The sequence below is a fragment of the Pedobacter frigoris genome, assembly GCF_005116445.1.
Taxonomy (GTDB): domain Bacteria; phylum Bacteroidota; class Bacteroidia; order Sphingobacteriales; family Sphingobacteriaceae; genus Pedobacter; species Pedobacter frigoris.
The window spans coordinates 1,225,234-1,248,816 of sequence record NZ_SWBQ01000001.1 but is presented as its reverse complement, the minus strand read 5'-3'; the positions used below and the strand labels follow the sequence as shown (position 1 = coordinate 1,248,816).

Annotated in this window: 17 protein-coding genes; 9 read left to right on the top strand and 8 right to left on the bottom strand. The window is 39.4% G+C overall.

Going from position 1 to position 23,583, the window contains the following annotated elements:
• The first annotated feature begins 110 nt into the window (after positions 1 to 110).
• Both FA047_RS05375 and FA047_RS05370 read left to right on the top strand, forming a co-directional pair.
• Positions 111 to 1,808, top strand: coding sequence for an ABC transporter ATP-binding protein (locus FA047_RS05375; RefSeq protein WP_136834936.1), 1,698 nt, complete (start codon positions 111 to 113; stop codon positions 1,806 to 1,808).
• The gene (locus tag FA047_RS05370) at positions 1,759 to 3,564 is read left to right on the top strand and encodes an ABC transporter ATP-binding protein (RefSeq protein WP_225872636.1); all 1,806 of its coding nucleotides are present in this window, start codon (positions 1,759 to 1,761) and stop codon (positions 3,562 to 3,564) included. The genes FA047_RS05375 and FA047_RS05370 overlap by 50 nt, the downstream gene beginning before the upstream one ends.
• Before the next feature lie 36 nt (positions 3,565 to 3,600).
• On the opposite strand, the gene FA047_RS05365 is transcribed toward FA047_RS05370, so the two are convergent.
• Positions 3,601 to 6,330 carry a PQQ-dependent sugar dehydrogenase gene (locus FA047_RS05365; protein ID WP_136834935.1) on the bottom strand — a complete coding sequence of 910 codons (2,730 nt, stop codon included), beginning with the start codon at positions 6,328 to 6,330 and terminating at the stop codon, positions 3,601 to 3,603.
• 176 nt (positions 6,331 to 6,506) lie between these two features.
• On the opposite strand from FA047_RS05365, the gene FA047_RS05360 reads away from it, so the two are divergent.
• Positions 6,507 to 7,073 carry a thioredoxin family protein gene (locus FA047_RS05360; protein WP_136834934.1) on the top strand — a complete coding sequence of 189 codons (567 nt, stop codon included), beginning with the start codon at positions 6,507 to 6,509 and terminating at the stop codon, positions 7,071 to 7,073.
• Here FA047_RS05360 and FA047_RS05355 read toward each other — a convergent pair.
• Positions 7,070 to 7,930 (bottom strand): SDR family oxidoreductase, encoded by an 861-nt coding sequence (locus FA047_RS05355; RefSeq protein WP_136834933.1) that lies wholly within the window; start codon positions 7,928 to 7,930, stop codon positions 7,070 to 7,072. The genes FA047_RS05360 and FA047_RS05355 overlap by 4 nt on opposite strands.
• 271 nt (positions 7,931 to 8,201) lie before the next feature.
• Here FA047_RS05355 and FA047_RS05350 point away from each other — a divergent pair, with 271 nt between their 5' ends.
• From FA047_RS05350 to FA047_RS05340, 3 genes are all read left to right on the top strand, one after another.
• Positions 8,202 to 9,635 (top strand): 3-keto-disaccharide hydrolase, encoded by a 1,434-nt coding sequence (locus tag FA047_RS05350; protein ID WP_136834932.1) that lies wholly within the window; start codon positions 8,202 to 8,204, stop codon positions 9,633 to 9,635.
• Positions 9,636 to 9,654: 19 nt separating this feature from the next.
• Positions 9,655 to 11,634, top strand: coding sequence for a hypothetical protein (locus FA047_RS05345; protein ID WP_136834931.1), 1,980 nt, complete (start codon positions 9,655 to 9,657; stop codon positions 11,632 to 11,634).
• 115 nt (positions 11,635 to 11,749) lie between these two features.
• Positions 11,750 to 13,435: a sodium:solute symporter family transporter gene (locus FA047_RS05340; protein WP_136834930.1), complete on the top strand. Its 1,686-nt coding sequence runs from the start codon at positions 11,750 to 11,752 to the stop codon at positions 13,433 to 13,435.
• A gap of 71 nt (positions 13,436 to 13,506) precedes the next feature.
• Here FA047_RS05340 and FA047_RS05335 read toward each other — a convergent pair whose 3' ends face one another.
• Genes FA047_RS05335 through FA047_RS05325 form a run of 3 tightly spaced genes read right to left on the bottom strand, consistent with a single transcriptional unit; the run spans position 13,507 to position 17,297 of the window.
• Positions 13,507 to 14,865, bottom strand: coding sequence for a Gfo/Idh/MocA family protein (locus FA047_RS05335; RefSeq protein ID WP_136834929.1), 1,359 nt, complete (start codon positions 14,863 to 14,865; stop codon positions 13,507 to 13,509).
• Positions 14,866 to 14,878: 13 nt separating this feature from the next.
• A complete protein-coding gene (locus FA047_RS05330; RefSeq protein ID WP_136834928.1) occupies positions 14,879 to 16,240 on the bottom strand; it encodes a 3-keto-disaccharide hydrolase in 1,362 nt (453 codons plus the stop codon).
• Positions 16,241 to 16,265: 25 nt separating this feature from the next.
• Positions 16,266 to 17,297 carry a DUF6807 domain-containing protein gene (locus FA047_RS05325; RefSeq protein ID WP_136834927.1) on the bottom strand — a complete coding sequence of 344 codons (1,032 nt, stop codon included), beginning with the start codon at positions 17,295 to 17,297 and terminating at the stop codon, positions 16,266 to 16,268.
• 180 nt (positions 17,298 to 17,477) lie between these two features.
• Here FA047_RS05325 and FA047_RS05320 point away from each other — a divergent pair, with 180 nt between their 5' ends.
• The 3 genes from FA047_RS05320 to xseB are packed head-to-tail and all read left to right on the top strand — an operon-like array spanning position 17,478 to position 20,044.
• The gene (locus tag FA047_RS05320; protein ID WP_136834926.1) at positions 17,478 to 18,500 is read left to right on the top strand and encodes a S66 peptidase family protein; all 1,023 of its coding nucleotides are present in this window, start codon (positions 17,478 to 17,480) and stop codon (positions 18,498 to 18,500) included.
• On the top strand, positions 18,475 to 19,866 hold the full coding sequence (gene xseA, locus FA047_RS05315; protein ID WP_136834925.1) for an exodeoxyribonuclease VII large subunit: 1,392 nt from the start codon (positions 18,475 to 18,477) through the stop codon (positions 19,864 to 19,866). Before FA047_RS05320 ends, xseA begins: the two co-directional genes overlap by 26 nt.
• Positions 19,844 to 20,044: an exodeoxyribonuclease VII small subunit gene (gene xseB, locus FA047_RS05310; RefSeq protein ID WP_136834924.1), complete on the top strand. Its 201-nt coding sequence runs from the start codon at positions 19,844 to 19,846 to the stop codon at positions 20,042 to 20,044. The genes xseA and xseB overlap by 23 nt, the downstream gene beginning before the upstream one ends.
• A 3-nt stretch (positions 20,045 to 20,047) precedes the next feature.
• On the opposite strand, the gene FA047_RS05305 is transcribed toward xseB, so the two are convergent.
• The 3 genes from FA047_RS05305 to spt are packed head-to-tail and all read right to left on the bottom strand — an operon-like array spanning position 20,048 to position 23,354.
• Positions 20,048 to 21,037, bottom strand: coding sequence for an NAD-dependent epimerase/dehydratase family protein (locus FA047_RS05305; protein ID WP_136834923.1), 990 nt, complete (start codon positions 21,035 to 21,037; stop codon positions 20,048 to 20,050).
• On the bottom strand, positions 21,034 to 22,152 hold the full coding sequence (locus FA047_RS05300; RefSeq protein WP_136834922.1) for a hypothetical protein: 1,119 nt from the start codon (positions 22,150 to 22,152) through the stop codon (positions 21,034 to 21,036). The genes FA047_RS05305 and FA047_RS05300 overlap by 4 nt, the downstream gene beginning before the upstream one ends.
• A complete protein-coding gene (gene spt, locus FA047_RS05295) occupies positions 22,149 to 23,354 on the bottom strand; it encodes a serine palmitoyltransferase (RefSeq protein ID WP_136834921.1) in 1,206 nt (401 codons plus the stop codon). Before spt ends, FA047_RS05300 begins: the two co-directional genes overlap by 4 nt.
• Positions 23,355 to 23,583 lie beyond the last annotated feature (229 nt).

Below are 23,583 nucleotides of genomic sequence, written 5' to 3'. Positions count from 1 at the left end.
GGCATGCCCCTTCATTGCATAATGGAGCATTTGAGTCAATTGAGTCATTTGAATCTCAAAGTAAAAAGGGGCAGTCTTATTGATTTAAGGATTTTACATATCTTAGCCCAGTGTTAAAATTACTGAAACCATATTCAGGATTGATCATTACATTGCTGTTTTTAGCGCTCGCAGGTAATGTATTAAGTTTATTATTACCCAAAATTATCGGGAGCGTAATTGATGGGCTTAAGAATCCGGATTTCTCTATGAATAATGCGATGGTCCAATTTTCCAGCATCACTGCATTGGTATTTATATTCGGGTATCTGCAGAGTATTCTCCAGATCTATGCCTCTGAAAAGGTGGCTAGAGATTTAAGAACAAGTCTTTCTCATAAGATTTCTATTCAGAATTTTTCATTTATAGAACAGCAAAATCCAGCAAAACTGCTGACCAATCTGACCTCAGATGTTGATGCCATTAAACAGTTTGTGTCTCAGGCAATAGTATCGATGATCTCATCCCTGGTCATCATCATTGGTTCTACAATCTTATTGTTCAGTATAGACTGGGAGTTGGGACTGATTGTAATCTGCATTGTTTCTACAATAGGCATTACTTTTTATTTAGTTCTAAAAAGGGTAAAGATGCTTTATAAAAAGAGCAGGGAAGTCATTGACAGGTTAAATAAGGTAATCAATGAAAGTATTCTGGGTGCATTTTTAGTTCGTGTAGTAAATTCTCAGGCTTTGGAGTATGATAAATTTTTAGAAGCCAGTGTAAAAGGTAAAAACCTGGGCCTCGCAATATTGAGGCTTTTTGCCTGGTTAATTCCGATCATCACGTTTACAGCCAATATCGCAGCTTTAGTGATCCTCATTTATGGCGGCCATTTAGTCATCACAACCCGGATGTCGATTGGTGACCTCGCAGCATTTAACAGCTATCTGGCCATGTTGATATTTCCGATTATTGTAATAGGATTTATGAGTAATGTAATCGTTCAGGCTACAGTATCTTATGGAAGAATAAGCAAGGTTTTAGATGCTGAAGATCTGCTGGACGGCGGCAAGATTGAAGCTGATCTGACTGGCGCAATAAGTGTAGAACAGGTTAACCTGAGTTACGCTGGCAAGAAAGTGTTAAAGGACATTAGTTTTGAAATACAACCAGGCTCCAAAGTCGCCATAGTAGGACCTACCGTAGCGGGTAAAACCCAACTGCTGCAGCTAATGGCTGGAATGGTAAAACCGGATGATGGACTAATTAAATTTAATGATTTTTTAATTTCTGATATTGAAAGCAATACTTTTTACCGTCAGTTGGCCATAGTATTTCAGGACAGCGTCTTGTTCAATATGAGTATCAGAGATAATATTGCGTTCAGTGAACAGATTACGGAAGAGCAGCTTCAGCTGGCAATTGAAACGGCAGAACTCAAGGGTCTTATAGATTCTTTACCAAATGGGGTGGATACCTTGATTTCTGAGCGGGGACTTAGTTTGTCCGGCGGACAAAAACAGCGCATCATGCTTGCAAGGGCGCTAGCCATTCGCCCAAATATCTTATTGCTCGACGATTTTACAGCAAGGGTAGATCAGCAAACAGAACAAAGAATACTTGAAAATATCCAGCGCAATTATCCGTCTATTACGCTCATTTCTGTAACTCAAAAGGTAGCTGCAGTAGAAAACTACGATAAGATTATACTGATGATGCAGGGAGAAATACTGGATAGTGGAAAACATAAAGAACTAATGCTCAGAAGTCCTGAATATGTCCAAATCTATAATTCACAACAAAGCACCAGCAACTATGAATTATAACCTGAACATAGAAAATGAGGATAAGGTAAAAAAGCCGGTTTATCAGGAATTAAAGAATCTGCTGAGTGCAGGCGCTGCTGAAAAAAAGAATCTTGTGGTAGCGCTGACCATCATGCTCATTAATACCAGTATAAATTTAGCAGGACCTTTAATAATTGGCTATACAATAGATCATTATATACAGACGAAAGAATACAACGGCTTAATGATGTTTTCGGGTATACTGTTATGTATGTATTGTTTTGTCTTTGGAGCCAGCTACATCCAGACTCGTTTAATGGGCGGGGCTGCGCAACGGATCGTGTTTAACTTAAGAAACATCGTATTTAACAAAATACAGGAGTTGCCGGTTACATTTTTTAATCAAAATAAGGCCGGAGACCTAATCTCCAGGGTAAACACGGATACCGACCGTTTGAATCAATTCTTCTCCCAGGCTTTACTACAGTTTCTGAGCAGTATATTTATGCTCATAGCGGCAGGGTCGTTCATGCTGATCATCAATTTTAAGCTGGGCTTGGTTGCCATTCTACCAGCGTTATGCATATGGCTATTTGTCAATAGGCTTTCGCCATGGGTAAGAAAAAAGAATGCTGCGAATTCTAAAAACGTAGGTCTGATGAGTGCTGAAATACAAGAAAGTCTAAGCAACTTTAAGGTAGTCGTAGCCTTTAATCGCCGTGATTATTTCAGGGAACGATTTGATAAAGCCAATCAGCAAAACTACACCACAGCGATCGGTTCCGGCATAGCCAATACTGTGTTTATGCCTGTCTTTAGTTTGTTCTCGAACATCGCTCAGTTGTTGGTGTTGATTTATGGAATATATTTAATTAAGAATGGCGGTTTAAGTATTGGTTTTCTAATCAGTTATATTGCTTACGCTAATAACTTTTACAATCCAATAAGACAGCTCGCATCATTATGGGCTAGTTTTCAAACGGCGTTGGCATCCTGGGACCGGATTTCCAAAATATTAACCATGGACAATGACTTGCAGGTACTAAAAAGTGAAGAAATCATGTCATCAGACGACCGTGGAGTTATTGAGTTTCAGAATGTTCATTTTGGCTACCCGGAGGGTAAAGAGATTCTTCACCATGTAAATTTCCGATTAGATAAAGGCAAAACATATGCTTTTGTTGGTCCCACCGGAGGTGGAAAAACAACTACTGCATCTATCATGGCGAGGCTATATGATCCTTTACAAGGTAAGGTATTGTTGAAAGGAAGAGATATCAGGAGCTACGATGCAAAAGAACGTGCACGCAGAATAGGGTTTATCCTTCAGGAACCAATATTGTTTACCGGAACTGTAAAGGAAAACATACTATACGGTAATGAGGAATATGCAAAAGATTCCGATGCAGCGTTTTTATCGGTAATAAATAATGCGGGACTGGGTCAGTTGCTTAATGTGTTCGATGAAGGTCTTGATACTAATGTAACTTCTGGTGGTGAAAGTATGAGCCTGGGACAAAGGCAGCTTATTGCATTTATGAGGGCATTTTTGAGAAAGCCAGACTTGCTTATCCTTGATGAGGCAACAGCTAATATAGATACGGTAACTGAACAGCTCCTAAGCCAAATATTGGAAAAACTTCCATCGAAAACTACATTGGTCATCATCGCACATCGATTAAATACCATAGAGAATGCCGATGAGATCTTCTTTGTAAACTCCGGTGAAGTGGTTCAGGCCGGATCTTTTCAGGATGCTATACAGAAACTGATACACGGAAAGATACAAAGCTAAAAAAGTAAAGGCGCCCATTTGGACGCCTTTACTTTTTTATTTACTGAGGGCAGTAATGTTCGACAGTAGTGGTCTGTCTTTTATTTTTTCTCCTGAATTCTTAACTAAAAAGTACACAACGTGCATTTTTTTATCAGTAACGAGCTCAATAGGTATAGTCATGTTGTTTGATGTTGAGCTTGCAAGTATTTTGCCATCTTTATCATCAAGCCTGATTTCAATGGTATAGTTCACATCTCCTCCCATTTTGACAATTCCAAACTGGAATGCATTTACCGAACTTAAATCAATATTTTTCAATACAATTTGTCCGTCGTTCTGAGGGAAAATTAAGGCCTGTCCACCATTATAGTCTCTTTTTCCAAATTGAGAAACATTTTTGATATCATTGGCTTCTATGACATTGCTTTTCAGATTGACCACGTTACTGGATGTAAGTGGTTTTAACCCTGGTGCTCCTAAATCTGAATAAGTAGCCTTGATTGCCAATACCGGTTTGTTCTTATTAATCGAAGCGGGAGGGATGATATTACCTGCAGCAGGAAGTGAAGGTTTACTGCTTGCTTTTGCGCTTAGTGACATGATCCATTCAGCAATTTGTTTCACATCAGATTCTTTCATAGTAGCATGTCCAGGCATAGGAACTTCACCCCATACGCCGCTGCTTCCTTTGATCACTTTATTTGTGAGATAAGCTACTGCTTTTGTATTTTTTTGATATTTGGTTGATACTTGTGTAAATGCGGGGCCAATTGACTTTGTAGATATTTTATGACAATTGCTGCAATCCGATTTCATCATAATTGATTTACCTACAAGTGTTTGGGCAACTTGCTGATGTCCTAACTGAGCACCCGCCATGTCAAATCCCTCTGTGTAGGTGTTGGATACATAAAGTCTGCTTTTATTCACCGTAGCACCTTTATCTGATACGAGAACCTGATAGCTTACTGGCTTACCCGGGAAATAGAATGTTTTATTACCCGATAACAGGATGTCTACTTTCGGATGTTCATTTCCTGCAAATACAGGAATAACTGTACTTTTGGATGAGGCCTTCAGGTTATCAACTACCTCAACACTAACGGCATACTCACCGGCTTTAGTGAATGTATGTTCCAACTCAGGTCTGTTAGTTGTCTTTTTAACGCCTTTCCCAAGATTCCAGATATAGGTTAGTACATCACCATCATCGGGATCACTGGCTTCAACTTTAGCGGTCAGTTTATAAGGAAGAAGGCCACTTGTTTTTTCTATTACAAGTTGCTTAATAGCCGGAGGTCTATTGCCAGCTAAATAGTCTATTCTCACCATTCCTGCGTCAGCATTTTTTGAAAACCAGCCCTTGCCATACTCCAGGATATATAATTTTCCATCGGGTCCTAACTCCATGTCAACCGGTGCTGCCAGTGAAATGTTTTCCAGGAAGGGCTCCATACTTATATAGTCGCCATTTGGCGCCATCGTAACCGCTTTCACCCAACCTCGCATCCACTCATAAATAATCAACTTGCCATTATAGTAAGATGGATAAGCGGCTGCGCCGGGTTTAGGCCAATAGACAGGGCCAGCCATAGCTGTACGGCCACCGGAGCCAACTTCCGGAAATTCTTTTGAAGTTCCGTATGGATACCAGATGTAAGCAGATTGCGCAGGTGGAAGTTGAGTCCGGCCTGTGTTGTTAGGTGAGTTGTTAATACCTGCAGCTGGGTCAAATGCCGCTCCGCTGGTTCCGGTAGTATAATCATAGGCCTTATAAGGATAATTGTTTCCTACAAATAGCGGCCAGCCAAAGTTACCTGCCTTACGGGCCTGATTAATTTCGTCATATCCTTTTGGTCCTCTGGATTCATCATCATTATTTGCATCTGGCCCAACTTCTCCCCAATAAAGGAATCCTGTTTTTTGATCCACTGAGATTCTATAAGGATTCCTATTGCCCATTACATAAATCTCAGGCTTACTTTTGGGATCATCTTTTGGAAATAAGTTTCCTTCAGGAATACTGTATGTTGCATCTGCATTTACCTTAATTCTCAATATTTTACCCCTCAAATCGTTTGTATTACCTGAGGATCTTCTTGCATCGTACTGCTGTAAACCTGGCCTGTTATCCAGAGGAGCGTATCCTTTATTGACATATTGTTGTTTTGGCACATCAAAAGGAGTGGAGTTATCACCTGTAGATACGTAAAGTAAACCATCTGGTCCAAAGGCAATGGAGCCACCTGTATGACAGCAAATCTCTCTCTGAGAATAAAACTCAAGAACTACTTTTTCGCTCGCTAGACTGATTTTATCATTAATGAGTTTAAAACGGGACAAACGGTTTACAGAGGTTTTAATTGGACTATAGAATAGATATATGTACTGGTTAACTGCAAAGTTTGGATCTGCAGCCATTCCAAGTAATCCCTCTTCAGCATTAACATCCGGTACGTTGGTCTTAAAATAAACATCCAGTTTGCCTGCTTCAGTGAGTTTCTTAGTCTTGTTTTTATAAATCATAATTTCTCCCCTGCGCTGTGATATCAAAATATCCAGGTTGGGTAGGATGGACATCTCAGTTGGCTCAAAAAACTGTCCCTGAACTAAGGGAACTTTCACAAATCTATCCTGATCAGGTGTATCTATTTTTAGTGTTATTTTTTCTTTTAGATTTCTGGTAGTTCGGTTAATTAGTGGTGTTCCATTTTTGCCGCCTGTAAAAGGCAGTATCATGGTAAATGCAATACCCGAAAGTATCAATGGTAAAGAAGCTTTCATTAATGTTATGGTTTGTGTGTTGGTTTCAAATATAAATATAGAGCATATTGTTCAAATATGTAATATCCACTTTTACTAAACTACATATGGATTGATTTTTATTGATGTATTTTTTCATCAGAGTTATTTAGATAGGGTTGATAACATATATTTACTCAACTAATTGATTTAAGCATATGAAATTAAAAATATTTTTATCCGGAATGGCTTCTGTATTTATACTCAATACAGCCATCGCACAGACAACTCCAACACCTGCAAATGAAGTATTAAGTGCTGCAGTTAAAAAAGCTAAAGCCGAAAAAAAGAATGTTTTACTCATGTTCCATGCATCATGGTGTGGATGGTGCCATAAAATGGACGCCAGTTTAAAAGACCCTGCAATTAAACCTTTTTTTGATAGAAATTATGTTATAGCTGACATAGTTGTTTATGAACACGATCTGGCTAAGAAAAGTCTTGAAAACCCAGGTGCTGCCGAATTGCTAAAAAAATACAATAATGCAGATCAGGGCTTGCCAACCTGGCTGGTATTTGACCAAGATCAAAATCTCCTTGCTGATTCGCAAATGAGACCAGAAGGAGCTGCGTTAACTTCCAAAGGCGAAAATGTTGGATGCCCTGCAGCGGAAAAAGAAGTAGCTTATTTTATCAGCACCCTTAAGAAATCATCAAAGATGACTGCCAAAGAACTTGATGAAGTTGCAGTGGTATTCAGAAAAAATGAAATCAAACGCAATTAGCCATTAATTATCTCCCCACCGTTGGGATGCAGGATCTGACCGGTTATATAACTTGCATCATCCGAAGCCAGAAAAACATAAGCAGGCGCCACCTCGTTTGGCTGTCCAGCTCTTTTTAGAGGTACATCGGAGCCGAATTCTGCAACATGGTCGGCAGGAAAGGTGGCTGGAATCAATGGTGTCCAGATAGGACCTGGGGCAACTCCGTTTACTCTTATCCCTTTATCTGCCAGAGATGCTGATAAGGATCTTATAAAGGCAACTATTGCGCCCTTGGTCGCAGAATAATCTATTAAATGATCACTTCCTCTGTAAGCAGTTACAGAGGTGGTGCAGATGATACTGCTCCCTTTTTTTAGGTATTTAAGTGCTTCCTGGGTGATGAAGAAATGGGAGAATATATTCGTCCGAAATGTTTTTTCAAGCTGCGAAGCTTTTATATCTGTGAGGCTCTTTTGGGGATATTGCACAGCAGCATTATTCACTACAATATCCAGCCTCCCAAACGTCTTAAGCGCCTCGTTCACAAGGTCTCGACAGTGTTTTTCTTCTGATATATCTCCGGCAACAGCAATTGCCTTCCTGCCAAAGGATTCAACAGCAGCTACTGTCTCTTTCGCATCTTTGTGCTCATTTAGATAACTGATCAATACATGAGCACCTTCCTGGGCAAAGGCTATTGCTACCGCCCGGCCAATCCCGCTATCGCCTCCGGTTATGAGGGCTACTTTATCTTTTAATTTCAGGCCTGGTTTTTTCGGCAGGTATTCCGGATGAGGAAGCATTTTACTTTCTATCCCCGGCTGTTTGTTTTGCCTTTGTTTAGGTCTGATTTGCTTCGGCTTTTCTGATTTCATAACACATAAATTTGCACTAACCAAATCCTTAACAATCTGTCTGATTAAAGTGTTTCATTAGCCCAGATTAAATGTTGGGAAGAATCTGCTAAAACAGAAGTTTTGTGTAATTTTAACAATAAGGTGAAAAATAGTTTTAGCAAATAAAATAAGGCTTATTTATTGATTATAAAGCATTCTTGTTTTTTGTAACAAAATCATTATTTTGCAGTCCCGTTTAATCAAATATGAAATCATTACATTTAAATCTTTTTAAACCAAATAACACAATATGAAGCTTAATTATTTAAGGTTAGGAACAACGGCTTTTGTCTGGTTGTTAGGAACTGCGTTTGTGTCTGCTCAGCAACTGACCGACCAATCGGAAATCAGCCTGAACGATCTATCTTCGTTCAAAAGTCCCGGACAAACCTGGACTTTAGCCGGTGGGGTAACCGCAAACTTAGCAGAACAAAATGCGCTAAACCTAACCAAAGGAACAGGAATCCTTGTAAACATTCCTACAAAAAAAGACCATGGCTCTGATTTACTTACCATTGGTGAGCACGGAGACGTTGTTCTGGAACTGGATTATCTGATGGCTAAGGGCGCCAATTCAGGTATCTATTTGCAAGGTATCTATGAATTACAACTAGAAGATTCATGGACCGCAACAAAACCATTATCATCTATTAATGGTGGTATCTATGAAAGATGGGATGACTCAAAACCTGACGGACAAAAGGGTTTTGGCGGTTATGCACCTCGTCAGAATGTTTCAAAAGCACCTGGATTATGGCAACACATCAAAATTGTGTTCCTTGCACCAAGATTTGACGCATCGGGAAACAAAACTGCTAATGCAAGATTTGTATCTGTTGAACTAAATGGCGTTTTAATCCACGACAACATCGAATTATTTGGTCCTACCAGAGGAGCAAACAGTAAAGAAAAAGCCTTCGGTGCTTTACGTTTACAGGGTGACCATGGCGCTGTTGCTTTTAAAAACATCAAAACTTCTAAGGTTAACAATGACTTGCTCAATGGAAAGCAAAGAGGTGGTAGTGATGCAGATCCTATTCTTATAGAAGCACCTGTCAACACCATGATCCGTAGTTTTATAGATATTAACGGTGGACCAAGAGTGGTACATGCCATTTCTATTGGTAGCCCTCAGCAAGTTCACTATAGTTACGATCTTGATAACGGACTTCTTTTCCATGCCTGGAGAGGCGATTTTATCGATGCTACTCCAATGTGGCATGATAGGGGTAATGGTTCTTCTAAACCACGTGGTACTGTAACTACATTTATCAAAAAACCTGCGCCTACACTGGCAAAATTAGCTGATGCTCAAGGGACATGGCCAACAGATACCACAAGTACAGGATTTAAGACCAAAGGATATATTTTGGATACTGAAGACCGTCCAACTTTCACCTATAACGTATATGGTGCTAAAATTGACGATGCAATCAGAGTTTTAGCAAATGGTGAAGGACTGAACAGGGAAATATCCATTGATAAACCTGTAGATAATATTTATGCTTTGTTGGTTGATGCCGGGAGTGTAGAAGAAATCGGAAAGGGATTATACCTTGTAGATGGCCAATCATATCTAAAATTTGATGACGCCAAAGACAAACCTGTAATCAGGGATGCAAATGGAAGAAAACAATTAGTAATTCTTCTGCGCGGTAAATTAAATTATTCAATTTTATTTTAATCGGGATTAGGAGATAAAGATGAAACATACTTTTAAAATGCTGGCAATGCTGGCTTTAAGCTTTAGTACAGCGGTGTTTGCTCAGGAAACACCTAAGGAAGAGGATTTTTACAAAATTAATAAAGTTAGAATACCTGAAGGACCGATACTTGAAGTAGGCGGACTTATTACTTTGCCAAATGGAGATCTTGGGATATCTACAAGAAGGGGCGAAGTATATGTAGTAGAAAACCCTACGAGTAATAGGCCGTATTTTCGCAAGTTTGCGACCGGGCTACACGAAATACTGGGTATCGCCTATAAAGATGGCGCTATTTATGTCGCCCAGCGTGGTGAATTAACTAAGCTCATCGACAAAAACATGGACGGCAAAGCTGACGTCTATGAAACCATTTATGCATGGCCTTTAAGTGGTCACTATCATGAGTATAGTTTTGGCCCTAAAATAGCACCTGATGGAACGTTCTTCGTAAGTGCAAACGTAGCTTTTGGTGATGAGGAATGGTGGCGTGCAGAAAGCCGTGTACCAATGCGCGGATGGATCATGAACATCACTGAAGATGGTAAAATGACACCATGGGCGCCGGGAGTACGTTCTCCTGCTGGTTTAAATGTGATTGACGGGCAGTTATTCTACACGGAAAACCAAGGCGACTGGGTAGGTTCTGGCGGTATCTGGAAAGTAAATAAAGGTAGCTTTATGGGACACCCTGCCAGTTTGAAATGGACAGGCAGATCAGATTCTCCGACTAAATTGTCGTCAGACTTCTTCTACTCACAAATTGATGAAAGGAGGATAAAGAACGACAAAGGAAGGTATATCAAACCTGAGAATAGAGTTAACGAGGAGTTCAAAACTTTATTTGAAATGAAAAAGGCATTTCCGGAGTTAAGGTTACCAGCAGTATGGCTTCCTTATGGCATCCTGGGCATATCTACTTCTGAACCAGTTAAAATTCCTGAAGGAACTTTTGGCCCGTTTGAAGGTCAGCTTCTTGTGGGTGATCAGGGAATGAGTATCATCTCAAGGGTGTTTCTAGAAAAAGTTAATGGCGAAGAGCAAGGTGCTGCATTTTTATTCAGAAGCGGATTCCGCTCGGGAGTATTGAGAATGGCATGGGGTACTGACGGTTCTTTATTCGTTGGTGAAACCAATAGAGGTTGGGGATCTGCCGGTGATGCTAATGAAGGGCTGGAGCGATTAGTTTACAACAACACCAAAACTCCATTTGAGATGAAGGCTGTAAGGGCTATGCCTGATGGTTTCGAAATTGAATTTACACAGTCTGTTGATCAAAAATCAGCTGAAGATCTTGCTTCTTACAATGTAGAAAGCTTTATCTATAAATACCATCCGGTTTATGGATCGCCACCTGTAAACAAAGAAACTTTAAAGGTAAAAGGTGTTAAAGTCTCTGCTGATGGATTAAGAGCCAGAATTATAGTTGATAATCTTCGCCAATATTATATCCATACCATTACAGTGGATGGTCTGCGCGAGAAAAATAATTTCTATTCATTGATTCACCCGGTTGCTTATTATACATTAAACAACATTCCTTCTGGCAATAAATTATCAATGACGGAAGTTAGTACAAAAAATTCAGCAAATGCTGCCGTAGCTAAAGTAACCCCTGCTGCACAAAAAGGTCAGGTAACTAAGGCAAAAACAGATGCTGCAATAAAATCTGCTGTTAATAAAGAGAAAGCTGCAAGTGCCACAAAAGCAGCTGCAGCGGCTCCAACTTACAACCAGGTAAAAGGCCTATTAACTAGTTACACTTGTCTTGCTTGTCACAATCCAACCAAAAAACAAATTGGTCCGGCGTTCCAGGATATAGCTAAACGTAAGTATTCTAACGAAAAAATCGTTCAGCTGATCCACAATCCTAAACCGGAAAACTGGCCGGGTTATGCAACTGAAATGCCACCTATGCCTCAGGTTACCAAAGCAGATGGATTAAAGATTGCAGCGTGGATCAACTCGCTTAATAAATAGACACCCTTAGTGTTTATTATACAATTATAAAATTATTTGGCATTTCAATCAGTTCCTGAATGTTATGCCAAATAATTTTTTATTTTAGCTAATTCAAATAAACCAATATAAACTAATGAGCACACTCCACTTTTACGATTACATTGTATTCTTTGTGTACTTTATAATCGTATCATCCTATGGATTTTGGATTTACTACAAGAAGAAATCCGCGACCAGCGATTCAAAAGATTATTTTTTAGCAGAAGGTTCTTTAACGTGGTGGGCAATAGGTGCTTCACTCATTGCTTCTAACATATCAGCAGAACAGATGATTGGCATGAGCGGTTCTGGCTTTAAGCTCGGGCTGGCGATTTCAGCATACGAATGGATGGCATCGGCAACTTTAATTATCGTTGCTGTATTCTTCATGCCTGTATACCTGAAGAATAAGATCTTCACTATGCCGCAGTTCTTAAATCAGCGGTACAATTCCACGGTCGCTATGATCATGGCGGTATTCTGGTTAGCGCTTTATATAGTGGTCAACTTAATGTCTATCCTTTATCTGGGAGCATTGGCAATTAGCGGGATCTCAGGACTGGATATCACGATGTGTATTCTCGGACTAGCGATATTTGCTATTTTCATCACACTAGGAGGCATGAAAGTAATTGGCTACACAGATGTCATTCAGGTATTCTTTTTGGTGCTGGGTGGTCTCGTTGCCTCTTATATTGCTTTAAATTTGATCTCCGGACAACAAGGTATTGTTAAAGGCTTTGGAATTCTGACGGATGGAGCTTCTGAACACTTCCACTTAATCTTTAAAAAAGACAATCCTAATTATATGGATCTTCCTGGATTAAGTGTGCTGATAGGGGGTATGTGGATAGCTAATTTGAGTTATTGGGGATGTAATCAGTACATCACACAAAGAGCCCTCGGTGCTTCTTTGCCAGTAGCAAGATCAGGACTTTTATTTGCGGCTTTTCTAAAAATGCTAATGCCGGTGATCGTAGTTATCCCTGGTATCGCCGTTTACTATATCATTAAAGAAAAAGTTCCCGGAATTAGCGGAAGTGACTTGTTGACTTCATCTGGAGTACAGGATCCTAATAAAGCCTATCCGGCATTGCTAGGTCTGTTACCATTAGGACTTAAAGGGCTTTCTTTTGCCGCACTTACAGCAGCTATCGTGGCTTCTCTTGCTGGTAAAGCCAACAGTATTGCAACAATATTTACCCTGGATATCTATAAAAAAGCATTCAACAAAGAAGCCAGCGAGAAAAATCAGGTAAACGTTGGTAAAATTGTAGTAGTAGTTTCTATGCTTATCGCCGTTGTATTGTCATTAATCGTAGGCGATGCTTTAATGGGTGAAGGAAAACAAGGGTTCCAGTATATTCAGGAATATACAGGTTTTGTATCTCCTGGTATATTTGCGATGTTTATCTTAGGTTTTTTCTGGAAAAAGACGACTTCAAATGCAGCATTATTTGCTACAATAGGTGGCTTTGTAGTTTCGGTAGTTCTGAAATTCTTACCGGGTTGGATGGATCTTTCTTTCTTAAACGAGTACGGATGGGCTGTTGCAAACGCAAATGGCGTGTTTGAAATTCCGTTTATGGACAGGATGCTTATTGTATTCGCTGTTTGTATTATCGGTATGTACTTCATCAGTATTTATGAAAACAGGAAAGGCGTCATTCCGAATGGACTTGAGGTAGACCCTAAAATGTTTAGAGTGAATACTTCTTTTGCAGTGGGATCATTAATTATCATAGCAATGCTTGTAGCACTTTATACTGCATTCTGGTAGATCAAGTCAAGACCAATAAAAAAGGCGATCCTGATCAATATCAGGATCGCCTTTTTTATTGGTCTTGTTTTCTAATATTTAAACACTTTACCCCCAACCAACACTTCTTGTTTTGCCTCATCAAACGTAGCTTTTTCACCTGTTCTTGCAGCAGCATTTGTCATGATATTAGCTATTGAATGGTAATAACCGGCTTCTACAGGTGCATTGGTTTCTTTGCGGCTTCTGATGCATTCCATCCAATTACGCATATGTGCTGAAGTCAGTTTGTCTCCCCCTGTATTTGCTGAGGTAGCAACTTTTTCAGCAATATCAGTCAGTTTTAATTCCGGAAGCAAATTAGGCTGCATGTGCATAGCTGAGGCGGCATTGGCTTTTAATCCGCCTTTTGACGAAACTGTATTAGTAATAAGGTTCAGTTCTCCACCATTTGAATAATAGATTTCAGCCGGGTTTTCATCGCCGTTGTGCATTCTCGATGTAAATACTACCTGGAAGCCATTGTTAGGATCATTTTCTTTCCCATAGTCAAACACAGCGGTCGTCGTATCCCAGTTTCTACGACCATCTTTCCATTGATAAATACCTCCATTTGCTACCACACTTCTTGGATGTTTAAGGCCGGTAAACCAATGTACGGTATCAATCTGATGTGACATCCACTGGCCAGGCATTCCTGATGAGTATGGCCAGAACAAGCGGTACTCTAAATATTTACGTGGATCCCATTCCTCAAACGGTCTGTTGATCAGGAAACGCTTCCAGTCGGTATCTTCTTGTTTCAATTTAGCTACAAGGTCTGGTCTGCGCCATCTGCCCGGCTGATTTACATTCCAGCTTAGCTCCACCATCGTGATATCTCCAAATTTACCGTCTTTGATGAATTGAGAGGCTGCCTTATAATTAGTACCGCTTCTGCGCTGCGAACCTACCTGTATAATTTGTTTAGAAGCTTTGATTGCTTTAAGTGCGGCCCTGGCATCAGACATAGTCTCCGCGAAAGGCTTCTCACAGTATACATCACATTTATTCGTCACCGCTTCAATAGCATGTGTGGCATGCTGAAAATCCGCAGTACTAATAATCACCGCATCTATATCTTTTAATCCATACAACTCATCGTTATTGCGGCAAGGGGTGATATCATGTCCAAACTTACTTTTAAGATGGTCCACGCCCAAACCTCTGCGGTAGTTCCACAGGTCAGAAACCGCAACAATATCAAAATTGAGTTCTTTATGGTGATTTAGAAAGCTAGGCAAAAGAGAGTCTTTAAACCTATCTGAAAAACCAACCACGCCGACTCTTACACGGTCATTGGCGCCGATGATATTTCCATAGCTTTTTGCACTCATACCCATGGTTCCAAGGTAAGTGCCTGCCGCAGCAATACCAGCTTGTTTAATAAACTTTCTTCTTGATTCTAGCATAATCTATATCGGTTTAAAGTGTTTTTATTTTTATGCTTCTGAAAAATACCTGATCTCCGTGATCCTGTAATAGGATGTGTCCTTTAGGAGCCATTCCAAAATCTTTCCAGTCTTTATATTTGCTGCCGGCAACAAGTTCTTTAAACTCTGCTGATCCCCTGGTAAACTCAACGATTTTAAAACCGTTTAACCAATACTCAATTTTGTTATTAGGAAATACCCTGATCAATCCTTTGTTCCATTCACCAATCCCTCTTTGCGCATTTGCATTTTTTTTGCTTGTAATCAAATCATACAGAGAACCCAAAGTACGGTTGCCATTCTTTCCCAATTTAGCATCAGGATGTCTGGCATCATCCAGTATCTGGTATTCAGGGCCAATTGCCGAGCCTTTATTTCCTTCAGATAAAGTTACAAAGTACTTCACTCCGCTATTCGCACCTTCTGTTAGTTTAAAATCAAACTTTAGTTCAAAAGCACTGTATTCCTTCACAGTTACAATATCTCCACCATTAGTCGATTCTGCACCATCAGTTTTTTGCATACTCAACTCTCCGTTACTGATATTCCAGCCTTTTTCCGGGAACTTGGTTTTATAAGCACCGATCCAGCCATTGCTTGTCTTTCCGTCCCATAACAATGAATAACCTTCCGCTTTCTCCTGGGAAGACACTTGATTTGGAATGTTATTTACAACATAAATATTGTCATTTTTTGTAGGCTTTAGATTTTCAGTTTGTATCCTGATGTTCTTCCATTTAATCTGCTTGCCCGGCTGATCTTTGCTTCCAATTCCATGAACCTGTAATGCAATGAAACCAGAAGGAGTCATGTTGTCAACTATATTCGATGTAGGAATTCCATTTACCCATACACGGATAGAGCTTCCAATGCATTCCACGCGATATTTATTCCATTGGTTATTCTTAAAGGCAGCCTGTCCTTTTGGATTGATATCCAAAGGATATAACCAGCCTCTGCGGGCCTCGTCGTAAAGTCCACCGCTCCATTTCCTGTCAGAAGGATCTATTTCAACCTGATAGCCATGTACGCGCCCATTCAGGTAGTCCGCTTTACTTTCACTTCTGATTTGTATGCCCGAATTCATAGAATTGTCAACAAACAAATCAACCTCCAGAATAAAATCACCATAATTCTTTTCAGTTGTTAAAAATGAATTTGGAGTGTTAGACATAGTAGTGCCTACAATCTCACCATTTACTACTTCATATTTTGCTTTACCATTAAGTTGCTTCCATCCTTGCAGATCTTTGCCATTAAAAAGATTCTGCCATTTTCCAGTTTGAGCGTGTAATGTCATGGGAGTGGCCCCAAACATTAAAGCCGCTAAAACTAATAATCTTGTTTTTTTCATTTGTATATAATTGTATTTAAGTGTTTTATTTTTTACTAAAATCTTTTGCCTGCTGATCCAGAGCATCCGCGGTTAAGATAATACCTGAGTTGATGATAATCCTATATTTGAAAGTAATAGATTGACCAGGTTTCAATTTCAGGTTAAGCGTTTCTTTTCCATTGCTAAAAACCTGCTGTCCCAGAGGATTTGCTGCAAACAAGCCGTAATCACGGGCATGCCAGTAGGTCGGGTATCCCGGATTTTTTGGATGATCGATAATACTAACAGCAAGAGGCTTACCTTCCTTATTTGCGTAGAGCATACACCAGTTGCCTCTCGTTCCCCAGGCACCCGCACCGGTTATACCTTTACTCGTTAAATAATTGCCATTAGCACCATTTCCTGATGCAGATACTTTAGTGACGTTCCCCTGGCTGTCTGTAAATTCCTCAACTTTATCAGAGGCAAATTCAAGCTCTTTAGTCAGCCTAATGCCCAGCATACCATCTTTTACATCTTTAAAAAATACAGAATCCTCTGCGGCAGTGAGTATTGTAGTTCTGTCTATCGTACGGGAATCTGATGTTCCTGAAAAAACAAAAGTAGTTTGCTCTCTCAGCAATACCTTCGCAGCCTGGTTCTCCCAGTTTGCAGAATAGCTAAGTATGCCTTTGTTTTTTCCGCTTTCTGTACGTTCAATCCTGACATTCCTGATCCACCCGTATTTTGATTTCCTATCAACAGGGATATTATATGAATTATTCCAAAAATCCAGACCATTTACACTCTCATAATTCAGCCACAGTCCCATATGATGAGGATGATCTATACGTTCTCCATCACGTTTTTCTAAAGGAAATCCTCTGGTTACCAATTGTCCGCCTGCTGATATGATAGGGTAGAGCACTGGTTTTTCCAGATCCTTGGGATAGATAAAATTGGTGAAATGCTTACCTCCGATCATCACCTCAACACGCTCTTTTTTACTGTTACTTACGAAGGATACATCTTCACTTTGTGCATGTACATGCAAACTAACTAAGCAACATACCGTAAGCATAAGTTTGTTTTTCATATTTGGTTTTATGTAATGGACTTTTTAGGTCAAAGTTTAGTTAAATATACCTTATCTTAAATATAATCTACTCAGAAACATGCCTTTTCAGAGAGAAAAACTACGAAAACGATTGCGTTATTTTATATCAAAACTGTTGGATAAGCCTTATACTTGTACACGGAAAAAAACTTGGTTTTAATGAATCGTAAGCACTTTTTATCATTCCTCATCACAGCGGGTGCAACCACTACGGTAAGCAAGGCTACATCTGTAGTATCAGACTTTTCCGAAAAGACATCCCGGATACCACCTTACCTTAAAAAAGGAGATACAATTGGGATTACGAGTCCTGCAAGTTTTATAGACTTGGAAAACGTCCAGCCGGCCGTACAACTTATCCAAAGCTGGGGCTTCAATACGAAAATTGGTGCAACAATTGGAAAACGCGACTTTATTCTCGGAGGTAATGATGCTGAAAGGACAGAAGACCTTCAACTCATGTTAGATGACCCCAATATAAAAGCCATTATGTGCGCCCGGGGAGGTTACGGAATCGTGAGAATTATAGATCAGCTGGACTTCACAAAATTTAAAAGAAATCCTAAATGGATAATAGGTTTTAGTGACATTACACTCTTACACAATCACATTTATACCAATTTTGGAATTGCATCCATACATTCTAAAATGTGCAATAGTTTTCCAAAAGTCTGGCCAGAAGCGCTTCCCATACAAATAGAAACCATTTTGTCTATCAAACAGGTGATAAATGGTGAACCGGTCAGATACACAGCTCCTTACAATAGCAATAACCGCAATGGCAGGGTAGAAGGGACATTGGTAGGCGGCAACCTCAGCCTGATTGAAACAGCAGCGGGCACTTGCTCAGATATCGTCACAGATGGAAAGATTCTTTTCCTGGAAGATACAGAAGAACAGCTCTATAGTCTGGATAGGATGTTGTGGAATCTGAAGAGAAGCGGAAAGTTCGATAAATTGAAAGGGCTGATCATAGGTGGATTTAGATTAAAACCTGATCCAGAAGGAGAGGAATTCAGTAAAACACTTCAGGAAATTATATTGGAAAAGATAAAAGAATATGATTATCCTGTTTGTTTTGATTTCCCTGTAGGACATCAAATCAATAACTTTGCACTCAAATGTGGCGCACCACACACACTCAATATAGATCAAAATGGCAGTTCCCTCACATCTATCTAATAGGCCTTCTATATCGCTATCAGAACTTACTGGCAGGATCAGGCAAACTATTGATGAGGTATTCGGACAAAATACGTTTTGGGTAATTGCAGATATTACCAACTATACTTACAAACCTCAAAGTAATTACCACTATTTTGAACTCGTAGAGAAAGATAAGTCGTCATCAAAAATACTGGCTAAAATAGCTGGAAGGGCATGGGGTGCTGCTGCTGTCAATATCACTAATTTCGAGCAGGCAACCGGGCAGAAATTTAAAAATGATATCAATGTACTAATCCAGGTATCAGTACAATACAATCCCTCATTTGGACTTCAGCTTAATCTGATTGATATAGATACAAGCTTTACGCTTGGTTTATTTGAACAGCAGCGAAAAGATACTTTAGAACGTCTTCTTCGTGAGAATACCGATTTTGTACAAAAACAAGGCGAACAATATATCACACGAAATAGTTTACTTCATTTAAATAAAGTCATACAAAGTATAGCAATTATTTCCTCTGATACTTCCGCTGGCTATCTGGACTTTAAACACACTTTAGACAATAATGCCTTTAATTATAAATTTGATGTCGACAATTATTTTACCTTAGTTCAGGGCGAAGTAAATGCCAAACAGATTCTTGCGAAAATCATTGAAGTTTTTCAAGCCAAAAAGAACTATGATGCATTGGTAATCATTAGGGGCGGTGGATCACAGATGGATTTTTTGATCTTTGATAACTATGAACTGAGCAGGGCGATTGCCAGATTTCCTATTCCTGTAATTACCGGGATTGGCCACCAGAAAAACGAAACCATAGCCGATTTAATGGCTCACACCTCCACCAAAACGCCAACAAAGGCTGCAGAGCTCATCATTGCACACAATAGGGCATTTGAAGAGCAAATATTAAATATCCAAAAGGTAGTGGTGATCAAAGTTTTTCAGATGATCAATTTGCAGAAAGACAGGTTAGCGCACATCAATCACCTTACTGTCAACACAACTAAAGAGCTTCTGTACAAATACCATAAAAATATCATAAGCCTTTCAGCGGCCATTCTCACCAATCCCAAGATCATCATCTCTAACAGGAAAAAAGACCTGAGCAACCTGGGTAATAATATCCAATCTTATAGCCGAATATATTTTGCAAATAAAATGGGATACCTTGGACATTTCATCTCGATGATTAAGCTCATGAGTCCGCAAAACATCTTAAATAAAGGATTTGCCATCATTAAGGTAGACGGTAAAATCGTAAGCAATGCAAATGACATTGAAACAGGGACAAAACTTTCAGTGCAATTTACAAATACGGAAATAAACACAGTAGTAACAGATAAAAAAGCATATAATGGATCAGAATTTAACTTATGAAAGCGCTTATAAAGAACTAACAGAAATTGCTTACGAAATAGAAACGGAGTCTGTTTCTGTTGATGTTCTGGCTGAAAAAGTAAAACGCGCTTCTGAACTGATAGAATTCTGTCAGCATAAGTTGAGGAGTACAGAAACTGAGGTAAATAAGATCATCAAACAGATGGAAAATCCTTAATACTTATAGCCATTTAACGGCCTTATACCATACCATGGTATCATTAAGACCACTTTCGAGATCAAAGGCCGGACGGTAGTCCAAATCTCTTATGGCGTGTTCAATATTACATGCCCAATTTACAGCGGTGAGCTCTGCCATTTTTTCCCGGTTCAATGTTGGGGTTTCTCTACTATTGGTATATATTACATCCATTATCGATGCCATTGCAGAGACTATGAAAATAGGCAGGTGAAATTTTAATGTTTTTTTATTCAATGCTTTCCTGGCAAACTTACCCAATGAATATCGGTCATATACGTGACCGTCAGTAACATTATAATATCGCCCCGTAACTTTACTGTTCAGAGCAGAAATAATCACATCTGCAAGATCCTTAACGTAAATGAATGTCAATTGCTGCTTAAAGCTTCCAATGTAGGGTTCCAGTCCCTGATTGATGCTTTTGAACAAGATAAAGATATCCTTCTCACGGGGACCATAAACAGCAGTAGGGCGGATCACAACTAAAGGTAAACCTTCAATCTCTTTTAAATATTGCTCAGCCAAAAGTTTACTCAAGCCATAACTGGTTACAGGATGACCCTCAGAATCATCCTCGATAACCCCATTCAAATCCTTTAGGGGCCCCAGAGCCGCCAGACTGCTTACAAATACAAATTTATCGAGCTGAATAGTTGCCTCGACAGCTGCTAAGGCTAGATTTTTAGTGTATCCGGCATTAACTTTATTGTATTCCTCTGCTGTCTTTGCCTTAGTGATGCCAGCCGCATGAATGATATAGTTATATTGATTTGCTTCGAGTTGGGTTTTTAAAGTCTCAACTGAGCTATAATCAAGATCTACATAAGAAATATTAAATTCTTTTAAATGTGATACATCACTGCTTTTACGCACCGCCGCAAATACTTCCAATCCTGCAGCCAGTGCCTTTTCGATCAGATGATAACCTACAAAGCCAGTAGCGCCAGTGATGAGCACCTTTTTACTCATATAGTTTTTTCGTAGATTCTGTATTTCTTGTACGGATCACCTTTGATGGCAATAATAGCATTGTTAACAAGATCATTATGCTCTAAAGTCCAGCTGGCTTCTGCATATTTTAAACCCTTTGCACGATAAGCTTTAATAATACCGCCATAAATGCAGGCTTCAATTCCCATTTTCCGATATCCGTCAACAACACCCAGAAGCAGAATCCTGATCCCGGTTACCTTTTTCTTACCAAACAAAAGTTTGAATATACCAGTCGGTAGCAGTCTTCCTTTTTTTATCTTGATCTGAATTTGATTCATATCCGGAATCGCAGCACCGAAACCAACTAGCTTGCCTTCATGTTCCGCAACAAGACAGAAATCAGGATCAAGCACCAGCTTTAAATCTTTAGCCTGGTAATCAAATTCTTCATCATTTAAGGGGACGAAACCCGTATTCTTATCCCATGCTTTATTATAAACCTCGCGTAAACTCGCTGCTTCCTGTTTAAAATTCTTCATGTTGACTTTACGAATCGTAATGTCATTACGCTTCAGACGATCCTGCAATCTATCCATTAGCTTTACAGAACGATCATCATAATTATCTCCTGTAAATCGCCATGCAATCAGGTCGACTTGTTTTGTCAGGCCCCAGCCTTCTAAAAGCGAAGGATAATAACTCGCATTATAAGGCATCATTACAACAGGAGGGGAATCAAAACCCTCTATCAATAAACCACATGATTCATTGGTAGAAAAGTTTACCGGACCCATAATCTTATTTTTTACCCCCTTGTCTTTCAGCCAGTCTGCTGCAGTATTGAGTAAAAGGTTAGCAGATTCCTGATCATTGATGCAATCAAAGAAACCGAAGAATCCGTCACTCGCATTATTCATGGCATTATGACTGTTGTTCAAAATCGCGGTAATCCTACCAATTACCTGGTTTCCATCATAAAGCAAAAAACACTGCAATGAAGAGTGTTTGTGAAATGGATGAGTTGTCAAAAGATCACGTTGTGCAATGAAAAGTTCAGGCACATAATTAGAATCATTTTTATACAACTCGTGCGGGAAATCTATAAAAGTGGCTAACTCATTTTTACTACTTACGGCAACTATATTCTTCATATAGTTACCTGAGCTTTTTTTACTTCTACTTGTTTCGCAGCAGCTGCAATTTTTTCAACAGCCTCCTCAATTTGAGCAAAAGTGTGAGTCGCCATCAATGAGAATCTGATTAACGAAGCATCTGAAGGAACAGCAGGGGAGACCACCGGATTTACAAAAATCCCATTCTTACTCAAAATATTGGTGATCATAAAGGTCTTGTCATTGTCCCTGATGTAAACAGGAATAATAGGACTGTCTGTATGGCCTATATCAAAGCCGGCTTCAAGCAGCAATTTCTTAGCATGATTCGTGTTAGCCCACAATTGATCTATACGCTCAGGTTCAGATTCAATAATATCAAGTGCAGCTATTACACTGGCTACTGCTGATGGTGGCATACTTGCACTAAACATCAATGAACGTGCCCTGTGTTTTACAAACTCAATGGTTTCTTCTGTACCGGCTATAAAGCCTCCCAAAGAAGCTAAGGACTTACTAAAGGTACCCATGATCAGGTCAACCTTATCAGTCAAACCAAAGTGAGAAGCCGTACCAGCACCATTCAATCCGATAACACCCAAACTATGTGCATCATCCATCATGATATTAGCACCAAATTCATCAGCTATTTTCACGATTTCAGGAAGATTTACCAAATCTCCTTCCATACTGAAAATACCATCTGCTACAATCAGCTTTGCCGACTCTTCAGGTAATCTGCTCAATTTCTTACGCAAATCATCCATATCATTATGGGCGTATTTTATAGACCTTGAAAATGATAGTCTGCTTCCATCTATAATAGAAGCATGATCATACTCATCAAGAATTAAATAATCATTTCTATCCAGCAAACAGGAAATCACACCAAGATTTACCTGGAAACCAGTACTGAAAAGAACTGCAGCTTCTTTGCCAACATATGCAGCAAGTCTGCGTTCCAGTTCTATATGTATGTCAAGTGTACCATTCAAAAATCTTGAACCCGCACAACCGGTACCGTATTTATCCACAGCCTGTTTTGCTGCTTCTTTGATTTTTGGATGATTAGTGAGACCCAGATAGGAATTAGAACCAAACATCAGCACCTTTTTGCCATCTATTATTACTTCAGTGTCCTGTCCTGATTCTATTGCCCGAAAATAAGGATATAACCCTTTCTCTTTAATTGCTGTAGCGTCTTTAAACGCTGCTATCCTATCGTGTAATTTTTTGCGCATGCTAGCTAAGTACTATATGTTTAGATGACAGTGTTAACTCTAAAAGTCAACATTTATGCCAATAAATAAAACTCCCCAAATCTAAGATCATAAACACAGAAAACAAAACTTGAAGTCTACCAAGTTTGAATATATTAATTTTTAAAATAAAAATTACAATTTACTTATAATTTTCAGTCCTAAATTCAACAATATTCTACGTGTCTGATTTTTCGAAGCCTAGAAAGTC

What these genes read in the sequence shown, in the direction of transcription:
- FA047_RS05370 (WP_225872636.1), top strand. Translation starts at nt 1,759, where the DNA reads ATGTCCAAATCTATAATTCACAACAAAGCACCAGCAACTATGAATTAT.
- FA047_RS05365 (WP_136834935.1), bottom strand. Translation starts at nt 6,330, where the DNA reads ATGAAAGCTTCTTTACCATTGATACTTTCGGGTATTGCATTTACCATG.
- FA047_RS05360 (WP_136834934.1), top strand. Translation starts at nt 6,507, where the DNA reads ATGAAATTAAAAATATTTTTATCCGGAATGGCTTCTGTATTTATACTC.
- FA047_RS05355 (WP_136834933.1), bottom strand. Translation starts at nt 7,930, where the DNA reads ATGAAATCAGAAAAGCCGAAGCAAATCAGACCTAAACAAAGGCAAAAC.
- FA047_RS05350 (WP_136834932.1), top strand. Translation starts at nt 8,202, where the DNA reads ATGAAGCTTAATTATTTAAGGTTAGGAACAACGGCTTTTGTCTGGTTG.
- FA047_RS05345 (WP_136834931.1), top strand. Translation starts at nt 9,655, where the DNA reads ATGAAACATACTTTTAAAATGCTGGCAATGCTGGCTTTAAGCTTTAGT.
- FA047_RS05340 (WP_136834930.1), top strand. Translation starts at nt 11,750, where the DNA reads ATGAGCACACTCCACTTTTACGATTACATTGTATTCTTTGTGTACTTT.
- FA047_RS05335 (WP_136834929.1), bottom strand. Translation starts at nt 14,865, where the DNA reads ATGCTAGAATCAAGAAGAAAGTTTATTAAACAAGCTGGTATTGCTGCG.
- FA047_RS05330 (WP_136834928.1), bottom strand. Translation starts at nt 16,240, where the DNA reads ATGAAAAAAACAAGATTATTAGTTTTAGCGGCTTTAATGTTTGGGGCC.
- FA047_RS05325 (WP_136834927.1), bottom strand. Translation starts at nt 17,297, where the DNA reads ATGAAAAACAAACTTATGCTTACGGTATGTTGCTTAGTTAGTTTGCAT.
- FA047_RS05320 (WP_136834926.1), top strand. Translation starts at nt 17,478, where the DNA reads ATGAATCGTAAGCACTTTTTATCATTCCTCATCACAGCGGGTGCAACC.
- xseA (WP_136834925.1), top strand. Translation starts at nt 18,475, where the DNA reads ATGGCAGTTCCCTCACATCTATCTAATAGGCCTTCTATATCGCTATCA.
- xseB (WP_136834924.1), top strand. Translation starts at nt 19,844, where the DNA reads ATGGATCAGAATTTAACTTATGAAAGCGCTTATAAAGAACTAACAGAA.
- FA047_RS05305 (WP_136834923.1), bottom strand. Translation starts at nt 21,037, where the DNA reads ATGAGTAAAAAGGTGCTCATCACTGGCGCTACTGGCTTTGTAGGTTAT.
- FA047_RS05300 (WP_136834922.1), bottom strand. Translation starts at nt 22,152, where the DNA reads ATGAAGAATATAGTTGCCGTAAGTAGTAAAAATGAGTTAGCCACTTTT.
- spt (WP_136834921.1), bottom strand. Translation starts at nt 23,354, where the DNA reads ATGCGCAAAAAATTACACGATAGGATAGCAGCGTTTAAAGACGCTACA.